At 36.9% G+C, this 20,996-nt stretch carries 19 protein-coding genes; 5 read left to right on the top strand and 14 right to left on the bottom strand.

Annotated elements, in window-relative coordinates; translation table 11 throughout:
* The 12 genes from BN358_RS22775 to BN358_RS05950 form a co-directional block, all read right to left on the bottom strand.
* Nucleotides 1-175 (bottom strand): CoA transferase (locus tag BN358_RS22775; RefSeq protein ID WP_198018345.1); only part of this gene is annotated, 175 nt, incomplete at its 3' end.
* A gap of 112 nt (nucleotides 176-287) precedes the next feature.
* Complete coding sequence (locus BN358_RS06000; RefSeq protein WP_019228308.1) at nucleotides 288-1,733, bottom strand: DASS family sodium-coupled anion symporter; 1,446 nt, start codon at nucleotides 1,731-1,733, stop codon at nucleotides 288-290.
* A gap of 277 nt (nucleotides 1,734-2,010) precedes the next feature.
* Nucleotides 2,011-4,020, bottom strand: a complete 2,010-nt coding sequence (locus BN358_RS05995; protein WP_019228307.1) for a sigma-54-dependent Fis family transcriptional regulator — start codon at nucleotides 4,018-4,020, stop codon at nucleotides 2,011-2,013.
* A 117-nt stretch (nucleotides 4,021-4,137) separates the two neighbouring features.
* The gene (locus BN358_RS05990; RefSeq protein WP_019228306.1) at nucleotides 4,138-5,382 is read right to left on the bottom strand and encodes a [Fe-Fe] hydrogenase large subunit C-terminal domain-containing protein; all 1,245 of its coding nucleotides are present in this window, start codon (nucleotides 5,380-5,382) and stop codon (nucleotides 4,138-4,140) included.
* A gap of 113 nt (nucleotides 5,383-5,495) precedes the next feature.
* The gene (locus BN358_RS05985) at nucleotides 5,496-6,644 is read right to left on the bottom strand and encodes a GGDEF domain-containing protein (protein ID WP_019228305.1); all 1,149 of its coding nucleotides are present in this window, start codon (nucleotides 6,642-6,644) and stop codon (nucleotides 5,496-5,498) included.
* A gap of 122 nt (nucleotides 6,645-6,766) precedes the next feature.
* The gene (locus tag BN358_RS05980; protein ID WP_019228304.1) at nucleotides 6,767-7,495 is read right to left on the bottom strand and encodes a TIGR03915 family putative DNA repair protein; all 729 of its coding nucleotides are present in this window, start codon (nucleotides 7,493-7,495) and stop codon (nucleotides 6,767-6,769) included.
* 7 nt (nucleotides 7,496-7,502) lie between these two features.
* Nucleotides 7,503-8,750: a putative DNA modification/repair radical SAM protein gene (locus BN358_RS05975; RefSeq protein WP_019228303.1), complete on the bottom strand. Its 1,248-nt coding sequence runs from the start codon at nucleotides 8,748-8,750 to the stop codon at nucleotides 7,503-7,505.
* 116 nt (nucleotides 8,751-8,866) lie between these two features.
* Entirely contained in the window at nucleotides 8,867-10,249 is a 1,383-nt protein-coding gene (locus BN358_RS05970; protein ID WP_019228302.1) for a DUF4179 domain-containing protein, read from the bottom strand.
* A gap of 12 nt (nucleotides 10,250-10,261) precedes the next feature.
* A complete protein-coding gene (locus tag BN358_RS05965; protein ID WP_019228301.1) occupies nucleotides 10,262-10,738 on the bottom strand; it encodes a sigma-70 family RNA polymerase sigma factor in 477 nt (158 codons plus the stop codon).
* 242 nt (nucleotides 10,739-10,980) lie between these two features.
* On the bottom strand, nucleotides 10,981-12,171 hold the full coding sequence (locus BN358_RS05960; protein ID WP_019228300.1) for an aldo/keto reductase: 1,191 nt from the start codon (nucleotides 12,169-12,171) through the stop codon (nucleotides 10,981-10,983).
* Nucleotides 12,172-12,183: 12 nt separating this feature from the next.
* Nucleotides 12,184-13,656 (bottom strand): HAMP domain-containing sensor histidine kinase, encoded by a 1,473-nt coding sequence (locus tag BN358_RS05955; RefSeq protein ID WP_019228299.1) that lies wholly within the window; start codon nucleotides 13,654-13,656, stop codon nucleotides 12,184-12,186.
* A complete protein-coding gene (locus BN358_RS05950; RefSeq protein WP_019228298.1) occupies nucleotides 13,646-14,341 on the bottom strand; it encodes a response regulator transcription factor in 696 nt (231 codons plus the stop codon). The genes BN358_RS05955 and BN358_RS05950 overlap by 11 nt, the downstream gene beginning before the upstream one ends.
* 187 nt (nucleotides 14,342-14,528) lie before the next feature.
* Here BN358_RS05950 and BN358_RS05945 point away from each other — a divergent pair, with 187 nt between their 5' ends.
* Complete coding sequence (locus BN358_RS05945) at nucleotides 14,529-14,975, top strand: DUF2680 domain-containing protein (protein WP_019228297.1); 447 nt, start codon at nucleotides 14,529-14,531, stop codon at nucleotides 14,973-14,975.
* A 27-nt stretch (nucleotides 14,976-15,002) separates the two neighbouring features.
* Here the strand turns inward: BN358_RS05945 and BN358_RS05940 are convergent, their stop codons facing one another.
* Nucleotides 15,003-15,683, bottom strand: coding sequence for a Crp/Fnr family transcriptional regulator (locus BN358_RS05940; protein ID WP_019228296.1), 681 nt, complete (start codon nucleotides 15,681-15,683; stop codon nucleotides 15,003-15,005).
* A 238-nt stretch (nucleotides 15,684-15,921) separates the two neighbouring features.
* Nucleotides 15,922-17,313, bottom strand: coding sequence for a sodium:alanine symporter family protein (locus BN358_RS05935; protein WP_019228295.1), 1,392 nt, complete (start codon nucleotides 17,311-17,313; stop codon nucleotides 15,922-15,924).
* A 262-nt stretch (nucleotides 17,314-17,575) separates the two neighbouring features.
* On the opposite strand from BN358_RS05935, the gene BN358_RS28465 reads away from it, so the two are divergent.
* Genes BN358_RS28465 through BN358_RS05920 form a run of 4 tightly spaced genes read left to right on the top strand, consistent with a single transcriptional unit; the run spans nucleotide 17,576 to nucleotide 20,910 of the window.
* Complete coding sequence (locus BN358_RS28465) at nucleotides 17,576-18,004, top strand: VTC domain-containing protein (protein ID WP_306461325.1); 429 nt, start codon at nucleotides 17,576-17,578, stop codon at nucleotides 18,002-18,004.
* Nucleotides 18,005-18,021: 17 nt separating this feature from the next.
* Nucleotides 18,022-18,378 (top strand): VTC domain-containing protein, encoded by a 357-nt coding sequence (locus BN358_RS28460; protein ID WP_306461324.1) that lies wholly within the window; start codon nucleotides 18,022-18,024, stop codon nucleotides 18,376-18,378.
* Complete coding sequence (locus tag BN358_RS05925) at nucleotides 18,360-19,034, top strand: DUF4956 domain-containing protein (protein ID WP_019228294.1); 675 nt, start codon at nucleotides 18,360-18,362, stop codon at nucleotides 19,032-19,034. Before BN358_RS28460 ends, BN358_RS05925 begins: the two co-directional genes overlap by 19 nt.
* 10 nt (nucleotides 19,035-19,044) lie before the next feature.
* Nucleotides 19,045-20,910: a carbohydrate-binding domain-containing protein gene (locus BN358_RS05920; RefSeq protein WP_019228293.1), complete on the top strand. Its 1,866-nt coding sequence runs from the start codon at nucleotides 19,045-19,047 to the stop codon at nucleotides 20,908-20,910.
* Nucleotides 20,911-20,996 lie beyond the last annotated feature (86 nt).

The following is a 20,996-nucleotide window of genomic DNA, read 5'->3' as shown; positions in this document are numbered from 1 at the left end:
AAGCACTTTCTCCGTTGATGAACGGTCCGAAAGCTCTACTGTCGTCTCCCTTTTTTGGCTGTTCTATTTTGTAAACTGTAGCTCCCATGTCAGCTAAAAGCATTCCGCAGTAAGGTCCTGCCAACACTCTTGTAAGGTCTAGAACTACAACCCCATCCAATAATCCTTTGCTCATTTACTTGCTCCTATAAAATATTTTTTAACTTGTTTAATTTTTTATTAACTATCAATAATAACTCTAATTTATAGAGCAGATAAATTGTCACATTTATCTGCTCATTTTTATACTATGCGCCTATACCGAATAAACCGAATACTACAGCGTACATAATTATTGGGAATACTATCAGGCATATGATTTTTAATCCAAGACCTGCTTTCATCAAGTCAGAAATTTCAAATGCTCCTGTGCTGTAAGCAATTGCATTTGGAGGTGTTGCCGGAGGAAGCATGAATGCGAAGTTAGCTGCAACCATACATACAAGCATTAACTGTAATGGATCCATTCCAATTGCAGTGGCAACCCCTGGAAGTACTGGCAAGAATGAAGCAACAACAACGGCATTTGTTGTAACTTCTGTAATAAATGCTGTAATTATACCGACAACCATGATTATCATTATTGGTGGCATTCCGCCAAGTCCGCTTAAAGATCCAGCTATCCACTGTGCAACTCCTGCATCAGTAATGGCATTACCCATTACCATTGAGCCTCCCAACAGAAGCATTGTTCCCCAAGGTGCATCTGCCAAAGCTTCCTTGCCGCTTAAAACATACTCACCTTTTTTGTAGTCAACAGGTATTACAACAAGAGCAATTGCTATTGCCATTGCAATAGTTTCATCTGTTGCAAACGGTATGAATCTTTTCCTCCAGAACCCGCTGGTAATCCATGCCAATACAGCAACAGCGAATATAATAGCAGTAATTTTTTCACCTTTGCTCATTGTTCCAAGAGCATGATATTCTTTTTTTATAACATCTACGTTTATTTCATCAAGTTTATCAACTTTGTAAAATTTAACCATAAACAGCCAAGCAAGCGGAATCATAACTATAACGAAAGGAAGACCTATCTTCATCCATTCAACGAATCCAAGCTGAACTCCTATTGTTTCTGCAATAATACCAGTTCCTGTAGGAGTTGTTGTTGTTCCAATTAATGTTCCAAGACCGCCCAATGTTGCTGCAAAAGGAATTGACAATACCATTGCTTTTTTGAAACCGCCTGATATTTGTTTGTCCATAGTTGCTATAATTGACATAGCTACAGGCAGCATCATTGCTGTTGCTGTTGTATTTGACATCCACATTGATACAACTGCGGTTGCAAGTATAAATCCTAATACTATCATTGCAGGTTTTTTACCAACCTTCATAACTATACCAAGTGCCATTCTTTTGTGCAGTCCCCATTTAACCATTGAAGTTGCAAGGAATCCAACTCCTAAAACCAAATACACTGTCTGATATGCATAATGTTTAAACAGCACTATGTCATTTTGCCCCTTAGCTCCTGTTATTCCTAGCAAAGGAAATAACAAAATCGGCAATAAAGCTGTTACAGGAATTGATATTGCTTCAGTCATCCAGAATACAATCATCAAACTTGATACTGCCAATACTCTTTGTCCCACAACAGATAATCCTGCAGGTGTTGGCATAATAACTAATATTGCGCAAAGAAGCACACCCACAATAAAACCAATTTTTCTTACTTTAAATTCTCCCATTTGGTCCTCCCATAATTTAATAGATTATAAATGCGTATTTATAAACTCTTGTATTCATATTTAGCATTAATTGTGCCAACTTTTTATTAAAAAATATCTCCCGTTAAAATATTGTTGAAATTTCAATACAATCTTTATATATTAAAAAAATTAAAGTATGAAAATATGTCATCCATCACTTTAATTTTTTATATATTTATTTCATTTTAAAAAAAATAGTTTCATTATGTTTCATTAGGATTCTTTCTGTAACCATTCCATGGAACCTTGCAACATATTATAATTTAATATTGTATTGTTTCATTTTTCTCCACAATGTTGTCCTGCTTATTCCAAGAGCATCAGCTGCTCTTTGAATTGATAAGTCATTATTTTTAAGGGCACTTGCTATCTTTTCAGCTTCCCATTTATTTAAATCATTACCATTGACTGATGTTTGTATACAAACTTGATCTTCTTCAATAGAACCTTCATTGTTGCTAATGTTGTAATCCTTGCTGATGAAGCTGCTTACAAGCTGTTCAAAATCATATCCATTGCCGTGATATTTCATCAAGACAGAGATTCTTTCAACAAAATTTTGAAGTTCTCTTATATTTCCATACCATTTATATGAATTGACCCTTTTCATAATGTATTCAAACATGCTTAAAAATTTTGTTTTTTCACTCCCAAGGTACTTGTCAAAGAAAAATCTTCCAAGAAGCATTACGTCACCGCCTCTTTCCCTTAATGGAGGCACCGTAAGATTCAGAACTCCAACTCTGTAATATAAATCTTCTCTGAATGACTTTGACTTCATTTCATCTATTAAATTCTTGTTGGTTGCTGTGATGACTCTTACATCAACAGGTGTTTTCACAACAGAACCAACTTTTCTTATTTCTTTTTCCTGAAGGACCCGAAGCAGCTGTGCCTGGATTTCTATTGGTATTTCACCTATTTCATCAAGAAAAATTGTTCCCTTGTGAGCAAGTTCAAACAAACCTATTTTTCCGCCCTTTATTGCTCCGGTGAATGCTCCTTCCACGTATCCGAACAGCTCCGATTCCAATAGATTAGAAGATAGCGATGCGCAGTTTATTGCAACAAAAGGCCCGCCTTTTCTTGAACTTGAATTGTGAATGCTCTGAGCAAACAACTCTTTTCCTGTTCCAGTCTCACCTTGAATGAGGATTGTAGAATCCGAAGAAGCATAACTTTTAGCAATTGATATTGCATTTTTTATTTCATCTGATTCACCCTTAATGTCTCTGAAGTGATACCTTGCCACAAGACCTTTTTCATGAAGGCTTCTTCTTATTTTGTTTTCATTTTCCTGAATGACCTTAATATCCTGGAATGTTGCCACAACGCCCTTTACTTTGTCATCAACTACTATGGGTATCCTGTTGGTGGATACAAGAGTTCCGTTAATTTCCATAAGCTGGTTAAGCTGTTTTTCCTTGTTGCTTATTGTGTCAAACATACTCGTGTTGTGTATGATTTCATCTATGTTTTTGCCTACGGCATAACCGGGACTTGTTTTTACTATCTGTTCCGCAACAGGATTTATAACATCCACTTTTCCTTTTTCATCAACTGCAATAATAGCATCATGAGTGAAATTAAGAACAGCCTTGTACCTTTCAAGCTGTACCTTTAGTTCATTTTGCTTCTTTGATTCTTCTTTCTGCACCTGAAGTATCTGTTTTGCTGTTTCAATTGCACTTGTAATAGAAACTTCAGAGTTTTCAATGGTTATATGTTTCAAGTTGTACACTTCGGAATATTTTTGAGTCATTACTCCTCCGATTCCCAAAACCGCACCGTCAGATAATGATTGTCGCACTATTCTTTCACAGTCCTTGTCTGTCTTGAAAGTATAATATTTTGCCTTTATATCCAACATGCTGCAAAGACTTTTTACATCATCTGTCATTTCTCCATAAGAAAAAAAGGCTATAATTCCATTTTCATATTTTGCTACTTCAATGGATTCTATGTAATCTGACAAAATACTGTTAATTGCAACCACCGATACATTTAACTTAGATTCAATTATGGCTGAAGCAGTACCCTTTCTGCTTATTATTACCTTTGCACCCTGTTCAACTAAATTTCTTGCAATTCTCAATGCATCATTAAGAGTATCTTCTTTTGAAATTGGAACAAACACATCAATTTCTTCATTTCGCTGTTCAATTATGTTTCTCGTTTTCTGAGCAAGCTGAATGGTTGGTGCAATAAGAGATATTTCAGTTACTCTTTTGTTAAGCATGTTGATTGACTGTTCTATTTGTATCAATTGAAACATCCTTTCACTTTAATATCATTAAATAATGTTACATTTTAAATTATGATAACACAAAACCAAATAAAAATCTTTAAATTTTTATTTGTTAAATATTAAAGTGCTAGTATGTTACTGCATTTCACGTATGAACATGTTGTCTCTTTCAAGAAGCGAATCAATTGTGTCGTATCCTAACCTCTTCAAAAGTTCCATGACATATGGATTGTCTACGGGAGTTTTGTATTGTGCTTCACTGCCGTAGTCATTTACATGTTTTGTTCCCTGCTGGGAGTCTATGATTCTTTTAGGACCGCCAACACACCCTCCGACGCAACCCATTCCTTCAAGAAAGTTTTCAGAAATTTTTCCGCCCTTTATTTCGTTAAGAAGCTCCTTGCACTGGGCAATTCCATTGGCCTGTCTTGACCTTAGAGGAATGGTTCTGCCCGGGCGCAAATAATCCAGAGTGTCTTGAATTGCTTCGCTCACTCCGCCTGTCCTTGCGTAAATTCTTCCTGTTTTTGAAGAATGGTCCCTTAAGTCTTCTTCCATCTTTTCAGGTTCTATGCCTGCAATTTCAAAGATTTCTGCAACTTCCTGAAATGTGAGTACAAAATCAACTGCATCTTCTATGTCCTTCTCCCTTGCTTCTGCCTTCTTTGCTACACATGGACCTATGAACACTGTCTTAACCTGTGGATACAGCTTCTTTATGGATCTGCCGCAGGCAACCATGGGTGAAACTGAAGGCGGCAAATGAGGAACCATGTCATTGTATATTTTCTTTATCATTGCAATCCACATGGGGCAGCAGCAACTGGTCAGGAGAAAATCTTCATCTGTCTTTATGGATTTATCAAATTCAAGTGCTTCTTTCAACGTGAGAATGTCTGCAAAAAGTGCAACTTCAATCATTCCGGCAAAACCGATTTTTTTGAATGCGCTGCGTAATTTTCCCGGTGTCACTTCAGGTCCATACTGACTTGTGAAAGCAGGTGCAATCATGGCATATACAGGATAGACACCGTTGTTTATCATTTCAAAAAGCGGCAGCAGATCCTTTTTGTCTGTAAGGTTGTTCTTAATGCAGCTTTCTATGCACCTTGTGCACCCTATGCAGTCCTCTGTCACATATACATTACCTTCTTCGTCTCTTTTCATCGCCTTAAAATCACAGCCATCATCGCATTTTCTTTTTTCTTCATCACTGCAGCAGCAGTCCCCAATTCTCACTACGGTTCCATGTTTGTCAGGATTTAAAAGACAATCCAGGTGGTGAGGATCAAATTCCATAAGCTTTTTAAGTTCTTCGTCTATTTTTTTATTTATAGCAGCCTTTAATAGATGATCATAAAGGGAGTTGTAAGATTCCATAAGTTCCTCCATGTTTTTCTATTATTATGAACAAATAAAGACTAAAAATTACAGAATTAAAAAAATAAGCCTCACAGAAGTGAAGCTTTGAAGTCTAAGTTATATTATTGATTTTATTCATACTCTTGATTAAAAGATGCTTGTTTCATATCATCAACCCTGCGGCCATATAATCCCTTTAATTTTGCCTTATGTTCATACATGCGTTCGTCAGCACATTTAAACGTTTCATAAATACTGTTGTCTTCTTCCTTGATGTAAAAGGCGCAGCCATAGGCAAGTTCAATTTTTATGTCGTGTATATTGTTAACTTCCAAAAGAAGCTTTTCAAGTTTTATAAGAGATTCTGCAATATCTTCTTCAGAAGCACCTTCACAAAGAGCACAAAATTCATCTCCTCCGATTCGATACGCCTTGCCGATTTTTTCAAAACTTTCCTGCAGCACTGTGGCTGAAATGAGTATTGCCCTATCTCCTGCATGATGGCCCTTGCTGTCGTTTATTTTTTTCAGGTCATTTAAATCAAGCACCACAACTGCAACAACGTTGTCTTTGTTGTCATAAATTTCCATTTCTCGTTCAAATGCTTTTCGGTTCATAATCCCGCTTATTACGTCATATTTAAACTGAAGTTCTCTAAGGAAAATATAGTATAATAACAGAGATAATGCAACGCTTGGCCACACTATGTGAAAATCAACAAATTGAAGCTGCAGCGAAACACCCAGTACTGGCATAAAAAAGACATATTTTAAAAAGAGCATATCATCCCTTTCATATTTAGAATCATTTCTCAATATGGAAATCATAAACAATATGTAGTAAAAAAAGCCTATGACTATGGGAATTGCAAATAAACTTCCTCTGTGATATGTTGCAGCATGATCAAAGTAAAATATCCATCCTGTTTTGTAGGTTGCAATGCTTATTACAGAATTTAGAAGCAATGGAAATGAGTAAAAAATTTTGTTGTTATTAATATCATTGTTGTATAAATACAAGAGTACAAAAGGAACTACTGGAGTAAGGAAAAATCCCAAGACATTTTCCAGCTTGTAAAGCCATATATGTTCAACATTTTGAAGGCTTTGCCCCCAAATATCCATTATTTCCAAGGATAATATAATTATTGTAATAGTTGAAGCTAATATGTATATTTTTGTTTTGTACACATCTACTACTGCATTGCGTCTTGCCAGGTTAATTGTAAAAAACAACGCTGCAATACCAATGACATCAGAACCTATTGAACCAACATTCAAATTAACTCCACCTTTTATGGTAATCAGCAAAATATAAATAATTTTTGCTGATAGTATTTTCTTATTTATTATACAATTTATTTTGCATAATTTCAATCATTTATGAAATTTAATGGTTGAATTCATTTGAATTCAACCATATTTTTCCTGTATCTGGATGGCACGAACTGAAACTGCAAATTTATATTTTTTCTTTCCTTTATTGCAAGGTCAGTGAAATATTGCTTCCATAAACTTTGAATCCTTTTTTCGTCTTTTGAGTATTCAGGATTCTCAATATTCACATTTTCTTTTATTTCCCATAACCCATCAGAATATAAAACAGCTTTTTTCCTTTTTTCGTCATGAATTATGAACTTTTCATACTTGTACCTGTCGGCAAAGTGATCAGTTATTAAAATCAAAATGTCATTGTCAGGAGAAAATCTTGAATATAAAATTCCTCCTATGTCAGCAAAACGCAATATTCCAAGAACCCTATGCTCCTCTCTCGAAACTTTGATGTAAGCTTCATTTATGGGAAGCACTTTTTCATGAGAGAAAAAATTCATTGTGTTTTTTCCATACTTAAAGGCAAAACTCAAGAAATCAAGTATTATATTTTCCTTATTTTCGAAATTTGAAAGAAAGCAGTAAAAAACATTTATGTAGGCTTCCCTTGAAATTTTATTGTTTATTGCATTAGAAACAGTTTCTGCCTTCTCTTTATTTGTTTTTATGATTTTGTATTCATTTACAATTGATTGCTGGTAGCTTGAGGCATTATAAATTCCCGCTGCATTTTCCACTTTGTAATGGAAGTAAATGCACGTTAAAAGTCCTTCGAAAGTTCCGTCATATAAATAATCCATAGCCACCTCATATAAACTCGTAAATGCTTAATTGCTTTTGTATTTCCTTAAATCTTATTTCTTCCTTTATGGCATCCGGTTCAAACTGTGTATTGCCATAATATTTACCGTTTACAGTGATGAAGTATCTTGCCCTTTTTAAGACTGTCTTCATTCTTCTCAGGGTGTCGTAGGAAAGTTCTGCATTTTTTCTTTCCCTTATAATTCTCTGAGCGCTGGTCACTCCAAGGCCGGGAACTCTTAGCAGATCCTCGTAAGATGCCTTGTTTATTTCAACAGGAAATCTGTCAAGGTTTCTCAAGGCATACATCATTTTAGGATCAAATTCAAGATCCAGGTTCGGTTCGATTTCCGTGAAGAGTTCCTCTGATTTGAAATAATAAAATCTCATGAGCCAGTCTGCCTGGTAAAGCCTGTGCTCTCTTAAAAGAGGAGGCATGGAGCTTACTGCAGGAAGATTTGGTGATGTAACAACGGGAATGTATGCTGAAAAAAACACTCTTTTCATGCTGAAACGATCATAAAGATTCTGAGACACATTTAGAATTGTCCTGTCACTGTCTGGTGTTGCTCCAATTATCATCTGCGTTGACTGTCCACCAGGTACAAAGCGAGGAGCGTTCACTGAATGCTTCTTGTCTTCTATATATCTTGCTGCTTCATTTTTGATTAAATTCATTGGCTCAAGAATTTTTTCTATTTTTTTTTGTGGAGCAAGTATTTTAAGGCTTTCTCTTGTGGGAAGTTCAATATTCACACTCATTCTGTCAGCCAGTGCCCCTGTTTTTTCAACAAGAAGAGGGCTTGCTCCAGGTATTACTTTCACATGTACATATCCCCAGAAATTGTATTTGTAACGCAGAAGGTACAAAACCTTGTATATATTTTCCATTGTGTGGTCAGGACTTTTTTCAACTGCCGAGCTTAAGAACAATCCTTCTATATAGTTTCTTCTGTAAAACTGAATAGTGAGCTCTGCTACTTCCTCAGGTGTGAATGTGGCTCTTTTTATGTTGTTCGTCACCTTGTTCAGGCAATATTTGCAGTCATAAATGCAATCATTGGTCAAGAGAATTTTCAAAAGAGAAATGCATCTTCCGTCTGAAGACCAGGCATGACAAATTCCTGCTGCAGAGGCATTGCCTATTCCACCAGTAGTATTGTTTTTTCTTTCAACTCCGCTGGATACACATGAAACATCATATTTAGCAGCATCTGATAAAATTTTCAGCTTTTCAAACAAACTTTCGTCCATAACTCACCACTTCTTTTTTCTTAAATAATATCACAGACAGTCATCATTGTCAAACATATGTTCGTTTATATGCCATAATTAAAGCAGAATTTCTAAAGTGAAATTCTGCTTTTTGTTTACTTTAAAGGAAGAGGAATTTTAATTGGTTCCTTTAGGAATATTTTAGGTGTCAAAGACCTCTGGAGAATTACTACTCCACTTTCAGGGTATTCCACTGTTAAATATGTTTCCATTACTGAATCTCTCCCCGAACTTCCTTCTGATTTTATTTCGTACGGGTTTCCTTCACTGTCCGTATATTTTGAAACAAAAATTCCAAACATATCGTCGCTGATGGTGTTGGTTAAAAAAATCAAATCTGCTTTTGGACCGCGTCTTGATACTTTTGAAAGCTGCATTCCTTCAACCTCAGGTGAAAAAACGCCCTTTTCCAGGTCAACGGTTATAAACTCCTTGTCTTTTTCAAGAAGGCGAATTCCCTTTATTATTAGATATTGTTCCTTAGGCTCTGCAAAATAATCAGATTGGATATAAACATTCATGTGGCTGTTAGTTTCATCGTATGTTGAAGTGATTCCGCTTCTTACTGAATACATTTGTGTTCCTTCCCTTTCAACTGCCAGATCAAGTCCTTTTATCCATGCAGAATTTTCTTTGGAAAACTCAAATGACACTTCCGTCCCCGTAGGATAGACTTTCATTTCCTTTAGAGTTATTTTTTGACCCATTATGATGTGCTCTTGATTGAATTCATATTCTATGGGTTTAGCAAATTCATTGAATTCAATATTAAATGAAAAGTTTCCCACTTCTTCTGTCAGCGGATACTTTTCATCCTCCAGTGTGGAAAACACATCAGTATTGCTTAATTTTTCATCTCCCTGCACCTGGTACGTTTCCCTTTTGAGAGACACATTTATTTTAATTGAATGGGGAATAAATCCTTCTGAAAAATTATACTGCTGCATGATTAGTCCCTTTGATTCATTTTCTTCCCATGAAATGTTAGATGATGAATATCCGAATCCTTCAATTTTTTTTCCTGAAGATCCGTCTTCCATACTCGTCAGGCTTATTCCTGCCCATTGTCCTTCTGTAAGTTCAAAATCATCAGGAAGTTTGAAGAAAAGAACCAGATTTTTTTCATCTGCTATAACATAAGGAAGCAGAAGTTTTTCACTGCCGTCATATGCTATGAGATTTGTTTGTTGTATATAATCATTTTCAATAGCGCTTTTTAAGCTCCTGTCAAACTTCACATATTCTGCTATGCTCCCTATGAGCGGTATTTCTGCAACAATTCCGGCAAATGCCGTGCTTGTGTTTACAAGCACAATAAACATTACTGCTGCTGCAACAGAAGATATGAAACTTACAAGTGCTCTTTTTTTCCTTTTTTCCTTAAGTATTCTCATTTCAAGCCTGCGTTCCACATGTGCCAATTCTTCAGGATACTCAAATGACTCTTCTATTAAATTTTTCATATTTTTATCTTCCATTTGTTCTCCTTCCTATTCATTGAATTCAAGCTTCAATATTCCCAGAGCCTTCCTTGCACGGCTTGATACAGTTCCTTCGGGAATCTCAAGAATTTCCGCTGTTTCAGAAATTGTATAACCCCCGAAGTAACGAAGAACTATTACCTTGCGCAGATTTTCCTCTAGTTTTTGCACTGCCAGTTTTACAGGAAGATTAAGTTCACTGTCAAGATAGACTGCTTCCGGCATCACTTCCACTAGAGTTTCTTGTTTTTCTTTTCTCAGAATTCTGTAGCATTCGTTTATCAATATTCTTGTGAGCCATGTCTTTAAATACCTTTTTTCCTTAAGTTCCCTCAGGTGCTTGTAACCCAAATAAACAGCCTCATCAACGGCATCAAGGGATTTGTTTTCATCACAAAGATATCCGTAGGCAATGCGGTACATCACTGTCTTGTATTCTGTTATAAAAGAGACATACTCTTTCTTGTCAACTGCATCTTTAAACATGCTTAATCTCCTCTCTATACATTAGAGAATCTAAGAAAGTATTTTCATTTCGGAATTTAAAAATATTTTTATAAAAATTAAAGCCTTGTCTTCATGATGATGACAAACCTATTTTCCAACAAATCGTAGGGGCGGGTCTTGTGCCCGCCCGTGTTTTTAATTCAATAATTTTGTAATTTCGATAGAACAGTATCCATCCTGCATCATTGAAATCCAATGTCATCATACTGAGGCCACAGGCCTTACTTTATTTTCAGGATTTTTCTTGTTGCTTTTACAGCGGTTTTAAACATAATGCCTTCCATTTCCCTGCTTACATTTTTGAGTTCCTTGCGTATTTCTATTTTTTGAGGGCAGTGAAGCTCGCACTTTCCGCATTCTTTGCACTGTGATGCATATGCCGGAGTTGAAGACATGGCTCCCAATGTCTGAGCATATTTCACTTTGTACATTTTGTCCTCAAGAAGATATTTTTCGTTGTAGCTTGCAAAACACCCTGGAATATTCACACCGTGAGGGCATGGCATGCAATATGCACAGGCAGTGCAGGGAACCTTGATTTTCTCGTTCATTATAGTTTTAACCTTATTGAACACTTCAAGTTCTTTTTCAGTAAGTGAATTTTCTCTTGCATCCCCGGCAATTCTTATATTTTCCTCGACCTGTTTTTCATCGCTCATTCCGGAAAGAACAACATTTACTTCCTTGTGGTTCCATATCCACCTAAGACCCCATTCAGCAGGAGATTTATTTTTGTCACATTCTTCAAAAGCCTTTATAACGCTTTTAGGAAGACCTGTTACCAGCTTTCCTCCCCTTAATGGTTCCATAACAATCACCGGTATGGACATTTCATATGCAAGCATCAGTCCTGATTTTGTGGCTTGATTGTTTTCATCAAGATAATTGTACTGAATCTGGCAGAAATCCCAGGGGTATGATTTTATTATCTGTTCAAAATCCTGTTTGCTGCCGTGAAATGAAAAACCGATGTTTCCTATTGTTCCTTCTCTTTTCAGTTCTTCAAGATATTCCATGACTCCCAGTGATTCCATTTTTTTGTACATGGCTAAATCTGTAAGCATGTGCAGAAGGTAATAATCTATATGGTCTGTCCTGAGCCTTGTAAGCTGCGTGGATATTATTTTTTTTGCATTGTCAAGCTTGTTTACCATGTAAGGAGGAAGCTTTGTTGCAATATTTACCCTATCCCTGTATCCGTCCTCCAAGGCCTTACCAAGAAGCGATTCACTTTTTCCTGCATGATATATGTACGCCGTATCAAAATAATTAACTCCATTTTCTATGGCACTTCTAATCATGTTAATTGCTCTTGTTTCGTCAATTGTTCCTCCCCTTGTGGGAAACCTCATGCAGCCGAACCCTAATATGGAAAGTTCGTCTACATTTTTCTGGTTAATCTTTTTTATCATTTTTATCCTTCCTTATTTGAATTCAAACTTGAAGCTTGTTCCTGTTCCGGGCTCGCTTTCTGCCGACATTTCAACATTGTGCCTGTTAGCAATCTGCAGGGCTATGGTGAGTCCCAGCCCTGTTCCTGTTTTATTTTCTTCTGTTTTTATCCTGTAGTAACGGTTGAATATGTAAGGCATATCTTCCCTCGAAATTCCAATTCCAGTATCCCTTATCTCAACTGTATTATTCTTTAAGTTTAAATATATTATGCTGTTTTCCTTTGAAAACTTTATGGCATTGTCAATTACAATCATAAACATCTGTCTAAGCCTTCCGTAATCTCCTTTGATCATGAAAATGTCCCGGTCCTCAGCATAATCTATGATTATGTTTTTCTTTCTCGCCATGTTTGAAGCGCTTCTTACTGCATCTCTTATTACATCGCAAAGATTAATTTCATGCATTTCAATTTTAAAATCAGAATTCTGAAGCCTTGAAAGTTCCAGAAGGTCGTTTACAAGCCTTTCCAGTCCCTTGCTTTCATTAAGCATCTGCTTGTTGTATTCCTTTACCTGGGCAGGGTCCTTTACCACTCCGTCGCATATAGCCTCAAGGGAGCCTCTTATTACCGTTACCGGGGTTCTTAATTCATGGGAAATGTTTGTGATAAAGTCTTGTCTTTGCTTTTGAAGTCTTTCGCTTTCATGACTTGCCTTATCAAGCCTTTCACTTAAAACATCTATTGTAGCGGCAAGCTCTCCAATTTCATCATCCTGCACAATTCCTGTCTTTGCTGTGTAATCGCCTTCAGCCAGAACAAGCGCAGTGCTTTTCATCTTTTTAAGAGGCTTTGTAAAATACATGGCAAGAAAAACAGATATTACAATTGACAAAACAAGAGCAATTACAATGCTTATTACAAGCATTTTAAATCCTTCAAAAATAGCATCGTTCATTCCTTCAACAGGTGAATGAATTAACAGTGCTCCTATTATTTGGTTCCCTGAAACTATAGGGGTTCCCACAGTCAGTGTAGGCGTCCTAAGCATGTCGCTGAAGCCTTCACTGAATGTTGTGCTGCCGTCAAACACGTCTTTTACAACAACATCTGCATCTTCAGGCATGTCTGAATACGTGTAATGCATTTGTGCCATAGGGCCTATGGTCAATAGATTTAAATTTTCATCCACAATCCACACATCTGCCATGGCTATATCATCCACATTTCTGAGATATGAGCCAAGACTTCCCTGCATGTACATTCCTCCCATGCCCATGCCCATTCCCATGCCTCCGCCTTGTGTGCCGGAAAATGAAGAACCTTCCAACAGCTCCGATATGGTTTCTGCTATATTAAGAGCACGTCTTTCAATGTCATTTTTGTGAATTTCAATTGTGTTGTTTTTAAACAGGCTCATGAATATGCTGCCTATTACAACAGCAAATATGAGCAGCGCCGCTGAAAAATATATAATGAGTTTTCTTGCTATTTTATTTTTCATCTGCCTCAACCTCAAATTTATATCCTACTCCCCAAATAGTCTTTATGTCCCAATTAGTATGTTCAAATTCATCAAGCTTAGACCTGAGTCTTTTGATATGTGAGTCCACAGTCCTGTTGTCTCCGAAATAATCGTATCCCCACAGGCTATTCAACAGGTTGTCTCTTGTAAAAACCTTGTTCCTGTTCGACACAAGAGTCCAAAGAATTTCAATTTCCTTTTTTGTTAAAGAAACATTTTTATTGTCAATTGTAACAATGTAATCGTTCATATTAATTTTCAGGTTGTCATATGAAAAAATCTGGATTGCTTTTTTGTCATCAATCATTATTCTTCTCATGATTGCTCTTACTCTTGCCATAACCTCTGCCGGTGAAAAAGGTTTAACTATATAATCATCAGCACCTATGTCCAGTCCCATAATCCTTTCGAAATCCTCTCCTCTTGCAGTAATCATTATAATGGGAACATTAGACTGCTTGCGGATTTCACGGCATACTTCAAAACCGTCCATTTCCGGCATCATTACATCAAGCAGGACTATATCAGGGTTGTATTTTTCAAAACTTCTTAAGGCTTCCCTTCCATTGAATGCAGATTTAACTTCAAAGCCTTCATTTTTAGCGTATTCTTCAAGTATTGACGTTATTTGTCTGTTATCATCTGCTATAAGCATTACTGACATAAAATCACCTCTGTAATATGATAAGCAATTATACCATATTATAGTATTCAATGTGTGGCAAAATTTTGTTTTTTGAGTTTCAAGTCATTAAAAATTACATAAAAACAATATAAAAAAGACACACTTTTGCCACAATTTTATTTTATAGTGACAATACAAACTAAAATCAATAACAGGAGGTAACAAAATGAAAAAACATAAAAAAGCAGCAGTGGTAGTACTGGTTGTGCTGGCTCTGTTGGCAACATCATTTACAGCTTTTGCTTACACAGTAAGTTCTCCAGCTGAAATCCTTGCAGGATTAACTGGAAAAAGCGTTGAAGAAGTTACAGATGAAAGGTATGAAACAGGATTGACTTACGGCCAAATGGCTTATGATGAAGGATTGTGGGAAGAATACAATGAAAAAATGCTTGAAGATAAAAAAGCATACCTGGATGAAAAAGTTAAAGACGGAACAATAACTCAGGAACAAGCAGACGATATATATGAAAACATGCTTTTAAGACAGGAATATTGCGCAGCTAACGGAACAGGCGGCTTCGGCGGTGGAATGATGGGACTTGGCTACGGCGGCGGAAGAGGCTGCGGTGGCGGTGGAAGAGGCTTCGGCGGCGGAAGAAACTGGCAGTAACAATAAAAACCTGGATTTCCCAGGTTTTTATAATTTTTTGAGCATTTTCTTGAGATTGTCTTTGTCAACAATGTGTATAAGCCCTCTGGATAGTCTTACTATGCCCAAAGTCTCAAAATTTTTAAGCATTCTGGAAACAACTTCTCTGGCGCTTCCCATGTACTTGGCAATTTGATCGTGCGTGAGTTTAATATCAGGTGATTTGTTTTTTGAAGATTCATCCAGTAAAAATGTAGCAAGTCTTTTGTCAAAGCTTGTGAACAATATTTGTTCAATTGCCCACATTACATCTGAAAATCTGTCAACAGTGTTTTTTAGAGCAAAATTTTCCACATATACATTTCCCAGGGTGAGCTGGCTGAAAGCAGAAATGTTCAAAAGCATCACTTCTGTATCGCTCTGTGCATCTATGAAAACATCAAATGTGATGTTGTGAAGTATGCATGAAGCAGACAAAACACATGCATCTCCGTCAGAAAGCCTGTAAAGCGTAACCTCACGGCCATCCTCAGACAATATATATACTCTCAGTTCTCCGGATAGCACCAAAAGAAGGCCTAGGCACTCATTGTCAGCACTGTGAAGATTTTCTCCCTTGGTATATTTAACTTTTTGCACATTATTCTTAAAAAGTTCCTTTTCCCTGGAACTTAATTTATCCCAAAAGCTTAAATCCGTGACAATATTTTTCAATTCCTCATCATTCATTCAATAACCCCCAACAAGCATTTACAATATTATAACACATGTTTAATCAAAAGAAACTATTTTCATATTCAATTTAATAAATGGAATATAATATATGATATTTATTATATGAATTCATGAATCACTTTTACACTGTGAATATTATAATACTATCAAAACAAAAAACTAGCGGCTTAGATTTTTGACAATTTCACTGTCATAAACCCAGACACTAGTTTTTTTATTTATATTTCTACATTTACTTTGATTTAGCCATCATTTTTTCATCAAGCTCAACCAATACTTCATCATTTATTTTTTCAAGATTGTTGTCCCATAAGTATTCCTTTGTTTCGCTTACGATAACACTTGACAAAGCAATCAGTGAAATCAAGTTTGGTATAGCCATCAAACCGTTGAACAAGTCTGCCAAATCCCATACAAATGCCAATGACATAACAGCACCGAAATATACAGCAATTGTATAAAGAACTCTGTAAGGAAGTATGGCTTTCTTTGAATGGAACAGATATTCCACGCATTTTTCTCCGTAATATGACCATCCAAGTATTGTTGAGAATACGAATGTCATAAGACCAATTGTCAGAACTATAGGTCCGATAACAGGAATGTTTCCGAAAGCAGCGTTTGTTAAATCTCCGCCGTTAAGACCAGAGTTCCAAACACCTGTATTAACAATTGTTATACCTGTTATCATACATACAATTACTGTATCCCAGAATGTTCCTGTTGATGCAACAAGAGCCTGTCTAACAGGATTTCTTGTCTGTGCTGCAGCAGCAACTATAGGAGCACTACCTAAACCAGATTCATTGGAGAACAAACCTCTGGCTACCCCGTATCTTGCTGTCATCATTATTGTTGAACCTGCAAATCCGCCCACAGCTGCCTGGCCTGTGAATGCGCTTGACACGATCAATCCTATTGTTGCAGGTATTGTTTTAAATGTCATAGCAAGGATAATAACGCAGCCAATTACATAGAATATAGCCATGAAAGGTACAAGCTTGTCGCAAACGCTTGCTATTCTCTTAACACCGCCTATAATAACTACACCTGTAAGTACTGCCAGTGCTATACCTGTTATCCAAGTAGGAACTTGAAACTGATTTGCCATCATGTTAGAAATTGAGTTTGCCTGCACAGTGTTACCAATACCAAATGCTGCAACGCTTCCAAACAATGCAAACATATATGCAAGCGGTTTGTTTTTCATTCCGTATTCCAGAACGTACATAGGTCCGCCGGCCATTGTTCCATCAGCTGTTTTAACTCTGTACTTAACTGAAAGCAGTGATTCTGCATACTTTGTGGAAATGCCGAACACACCTGTCATCCATGTCCAGAAAACAGCACCAGGTCCGCCTAATGCTATGGCAGTAGCAACGCCGACTATGTTTCCTGTTCCGATTGTAGCAGCCAATGCAGTTGCAAGTGCGCTGAACTGGCTTACGTCGCCTGTTGCCAATTCATCTTTTGTTACAGAAAGTTTAATAGCCTTACCAATGTGCTTTTGAATGAACTTGAGGCGGAATGTTAAATAAAGATGAGTTCCGAACAATAAGATTACCAGAGGCCAACCCCACAGCCATCCATCAATAGTTGTTACTAATTGAGCAATTCCTTCCATTTTTACCCTCCTATATAGTATAATTTCATAACGTTTTAAGAAACGTTTGCCTTAATTATAGTACATACATTTCATAAATTCAACTAATATTTTGCTATAATTTGTGATATTTATTTTACATTTTAACGATTAGTAGTTACACACGTGATATTTTTTTAACTATTAATGCTACAATACAAAACTTCACTTAAGCATCATTAAAACTTCACTATATGAACACAAAGAGGCTTTATTATGAAAGAAAGAAACGGAGGAAACAATTATGGGTGATAAAAACAACAATGTATTTGAACGAATTGAAAAAAAATATCTTCTTTCAGAAGAAAAATTCAACTTATTATTTCAAAAAATTGAGCCTTACATGTCCATAGATAAATTTGGTCTTCACACAATATGCAATATTTATTACGACACTGAAACATTTGACTTAATAAGAAATTCCATAGAAAAACCCTCTTACAAGGAAAAGTTCAGGCTCAGGAGCTACGGTGTTCCGGGAGAAGACAGCATGGTGTTTCTTGAAATAAAAAAGAAATACGACCGCACAGTATTCAAAAGAAGAATATCACTTAGCTTAAATGAAGCTGAGGATTATCTGGAACGAAACATAAAGCCAAAAAAAGACAGCCAGATACTTAGAGAAATAGACTATTTCATTAAACTTTACAACCCAAGGAAAAAGTATTTATAGCATATGACAGAGTTGCATTGTTTGGAAAGGAAGATGAAAGTTTAAGAATAACTTTTGACACAGACATAAGGAGCAGGACACATAATCTTGATTTAAGAAAGGGAGACTTCGGCATGGCCATAAATAATTTCAGCGGCTATCTCATGGAAATAAAAACATCCGCCTCTCTTCCACTGTGGCTTGCACGAATATTGTCAGAACTTGAAATATATCCTGATTCCTTCTCCAAGTACGGATCAGTATACAAACAGGGTTTAATAAATGAAAGACTTTTTGAACAGTCAATCCATGAAGAGCTGACTGAACAGGAATTAAAAAACAAACTAAATTCATCAACAAATTGGAGGAATATAAAATGTTTACAAGCATCTTAACAACTACGACAGAAGCATTATCTGTTACAAATGCCATTTTATGTATGGTGTCTTCATTGGCTCTGGGCATAGCAATAGCTCTAACATACATGTCCAGCAAAAAATATACGAAAAATTTCGTGGTGACGTTGGTACTCATGCCATTGCTGGTACAGCTTGTCATTATGATGGTCAACGGAAACCTGGGAACAGGGGTTGCAGTCATGGGAGCATTCAGTCTGGTAAGATTCAGATCTGTTCCTGGAAGCTCAAAGGAAATAAGTTTCATATTTTTCGCCATGGCTGTAGGAATAGCAACAGGTATGGGATTCATAACATTTGCAGCAGCTGCAACAGCTGCAATATGCCTTGTGTTTATGGCATTGTACAAAAGCGGCTTCGGTGACAGCGCTGCTTCTGAAAGATCACTTAAAATAACAATACCTGAAAACCTGGATTACACAAATGTGTTCGATGACTTATTTGTAAAATATCTTAAGTCATCAGATTTATTAAAAGTTAAAACTACAAATTTAGGAAGCATGTTTGAGCTTCACTACGACATCGTTCTTAAAAACCTCGAAGAAGAAAAAGCATTACTTGATGATATCAGATGCAGAAACGGCAACTTAACAATTATATGCAGCAGAAAGCATGCTCAAAATGAAGAACTATAAGGAGACTAAAATGAAAAACAAAATATTTTACAAAATGACTGCACTGCTAATGAGCTCAGCACTTCTCATGTCATGCAGCACAAATTCAGGAACACAATCAGCAGCCAATGAAACTGGAAGTGAAAATACAGAAGTTAACTTAAATATCAAGACCCTGTCCCAAAACCTGGTTGAATACCAGGATGACGATTATTACACAGATTGGGAAGGACAAAGTCCAAACTACATCAAATTAAATGGAAGCTCTGCAGAGCTTGAGGGAACAGGAGCATCAATTAAAGAAGGAACCATAACAATAACTTCGCCGGGAACATACGTAGTAAGCGGCAGTCTTTCCGACGGACAGATTATTGTAGATGCTTCCAAAGAAGATACCGTAAGAATAGTTTTAAACGAAGCGCAAATAAGCTGCTCCGACAATGCTCCTATTTATGTGGTAAGTTCAGAAAAAACAATTATTTCTCTTGAAGAAAACACAGAAAACTCTGTAACGGACGGCAGCTCCTATGTGCTGGCAGATGGTACTGACGAACCAAATGCTGCTATTTACAGCAAGGACGACCTCACCATAAACGGAGCTGGAAAACTCACCGTGAATTCAAATTACAACAACGGGATAAACGGAAAAGATCAGCTGAAGATAACAAGAGGAACAATAGTAATTAATTCTGTGGATGACGGTCTCATGGGAAAAGATCTGGTTGCAGTAAAGGAGGCTGATTTAACAATTACTGCAGCAGGTGACGGTATTAAAGCAACAAACGACACTGACGCTGACAAAGGAAATGTGGTTCTTGAAAGCGGAAATTTCAATATAACTGCAGGCTCTGACGGCATACAGGCAGAAAAAAATCTTTCAGTATTTGACGGAACATACCAGATAGCTTCAACAGGAGATTCAATACATTCCAACAGCACCATAAGCATCTACGGAGGAACTTTTGAAATAACATCAGAAGATGACGGTATTCACGCTGATTCCACCATAGACATAAGCGGAGGAACAATAAACATACAAAAAAGCTATGAAGGCATTGAAAGTGCACTGATTAACATTACAGGCGGAAATATAACACTTGTCTCTTCAGATGACGGAATTAACGTTGCAGGAGGCATGGATAGCTCATCTGTAAACGGAAGACCAGGTCAAAACAGCTTCTCAGAAACCAGTGAAAACAAGCTTACAATTACAGGTGGAAACATTGTTGTAAACGCTTCAGGTGATGGTCTTGATGCTAATGGCTCCATATACATGGATGGAGGAAAAGTTGTGGTAAACGGCCCTACAAACAACGGAAACGGCTCACTTGACTACGACCAGACTTTTGAAATGAACGGAGGAATGCTTATTGCAGCAGGAAGTTCAGGAATGGTTCAGACACCTACAGACAGTTCAACACAAAATTCACTGCTCATCAGCTATTCTCAAATTCAGCAGGCAGGAACTACTGTTAAAATTCTTGATGGAAACGGAAACACAATTGTTGATTTTACACCTGAAAAAACATTCCAGTCTGTACTTGTAAGTTCATCTGATTTAAATCTGGACACAGCATACCAGCTGTACTCTCAGGATACAAAGACAGCTGATTTTACACTTACAAAAAACATCCTGACCATTTCTGAGACAGGAGAAGAGGTTACAGTGGGAGGTTTTGGACAGCCCGGACAAGGCGGCGGACGTGGAATGAAACCTGGAATGCAAAACGGTGAAGTACCGGAAATGCCGGAAGGTGAAAGACCGGCTGGTTTTAAGGGTGACAGGCAGATGCCTGAAGGAACAAGCGAAGCGACACAACAAACTGACGGAACAAGCGGAGCTACTCAGCAAACTGGCATCCCCGGTAAAGCTGAGGAAAATGAAGCAACAGTATAATTATATAATGCCAGACTATTAACAACAGCATTTTCCAAAAAATTGTAGGGGCGGATCTTGTTTCCGCCCGTATTTTTATTTGATGA

Source organism: Sedimentibacter sp. B4 (assembly GCF_000309315.1).
Lineage (GTDB): Bacteria > Bacillota > Clostridia > Tissierellales > Sedimentibacteraceae > Sedimentibacter > Sedimentibacter saalensis.
Note: the sequence above shows the minus strand (reverse complement) of the source record. Positions and strands in the feature narration are given on the sequence as shown.

Coding starts and splice junctions, on each gene's coding strand:
- BN358_RS06000 (WP_019228308.1), bottom strand. CDS start 1,733: ATGGGAGAATTTAAAGTAAGAAAAATTGGTTTTATTGTGGGTGTGCTT.
- BN358_RS05990 (WP_019228306.1), bottom strand. CDS start 5,382: ATGGAATCTTACAACTCCCTTTATGATCATCTATTAAAGGCTGCTATA.
- BN358_RS05980 (WP_019228304.1), bottom strand. CDS start 7,495: ATGGATTATTTATATGACGGAACTTTCGAAGGACTTTTAACGTGCATT.
- BN358_RS05975 (WP_019228303.1), bottom strand. CDS start 8,750: ATGGACGAAAGTTTGTTTGAAAAGCTGAAAATTTTATCAGATGCTGCT.
- BN358_RS05970 (WP_019228302.1), bottom strand. CDS start 10,249: ATGGAAGATAAAAATATGAAAAATTTAATAGAAGAGTCATTTGAGTAT.
- BN358_RS05965 (WP_019228301.1), bottom strand. CDS start 10,738: ATGTTTAAAGATGCAGTTGACAAGAAAGAGTATGTCTCTTTTATAACA.
- BN358_RS05960 (WP_019228300.1), bottom strand. CDS start 12,171: ATGATAAAAAAGATTAACCAGAAAAATGTAGACGAACTTTCCATATTA.
- BN358_RS05955 (WP_019228299.1), bottom strand. CDS start 13,656: ATGAAAAATAAAATAGCAAGAAAACTCATTATATATTTTTCAGCGGCG.
- BN358_RS05950 (WP_019228298.1), bottom strand. CDS start 14,341: ATGTCAGTAATGCTTATAGCAGATGATAACAGACAAATAACGTCAATA.
- BN358_RS05945 (WP_019228297.1), top strand. CDS start 14,529: ATGAAAAAACATAAAAAAGCAGCAGTGGTAGTACTGGTTGTGCTGGCT.
- BN358_RS05940 (WP_019228296.1), bottom strand. CDS start 15,683: ATGAATGATGAGGAATTGAAAAATATTGTCACGGATTTAAGCTTTTGG.
- BN358_RS05935 (WP_019228295.1), bottom strand. CDS start 17,313: ATGGAAGGAATTGCTCAATTAGTAACAACTATTGATGGATGGCTGTGG.
- BN358_RS28465 (WP_306461325.1), top strand. CDS start 17,576: ATGGGTGATAAAAACAACAATGTATTTGAACGAATTGAAAAAAAATAT.
- BN358_RS05925 (WP_019228294.1), top strand. CDS start 18,360: ATGTTTACAAGCATCTTAACAACTACGACAGAAGCATTATCTGTTACA.
- BN358_RS05920 (WP_019228293.1), top strand. CDS start 19,045: ATGAAAAACAAAATATTTTACAAAATGACTGCACTGCTAATGAGCTCA.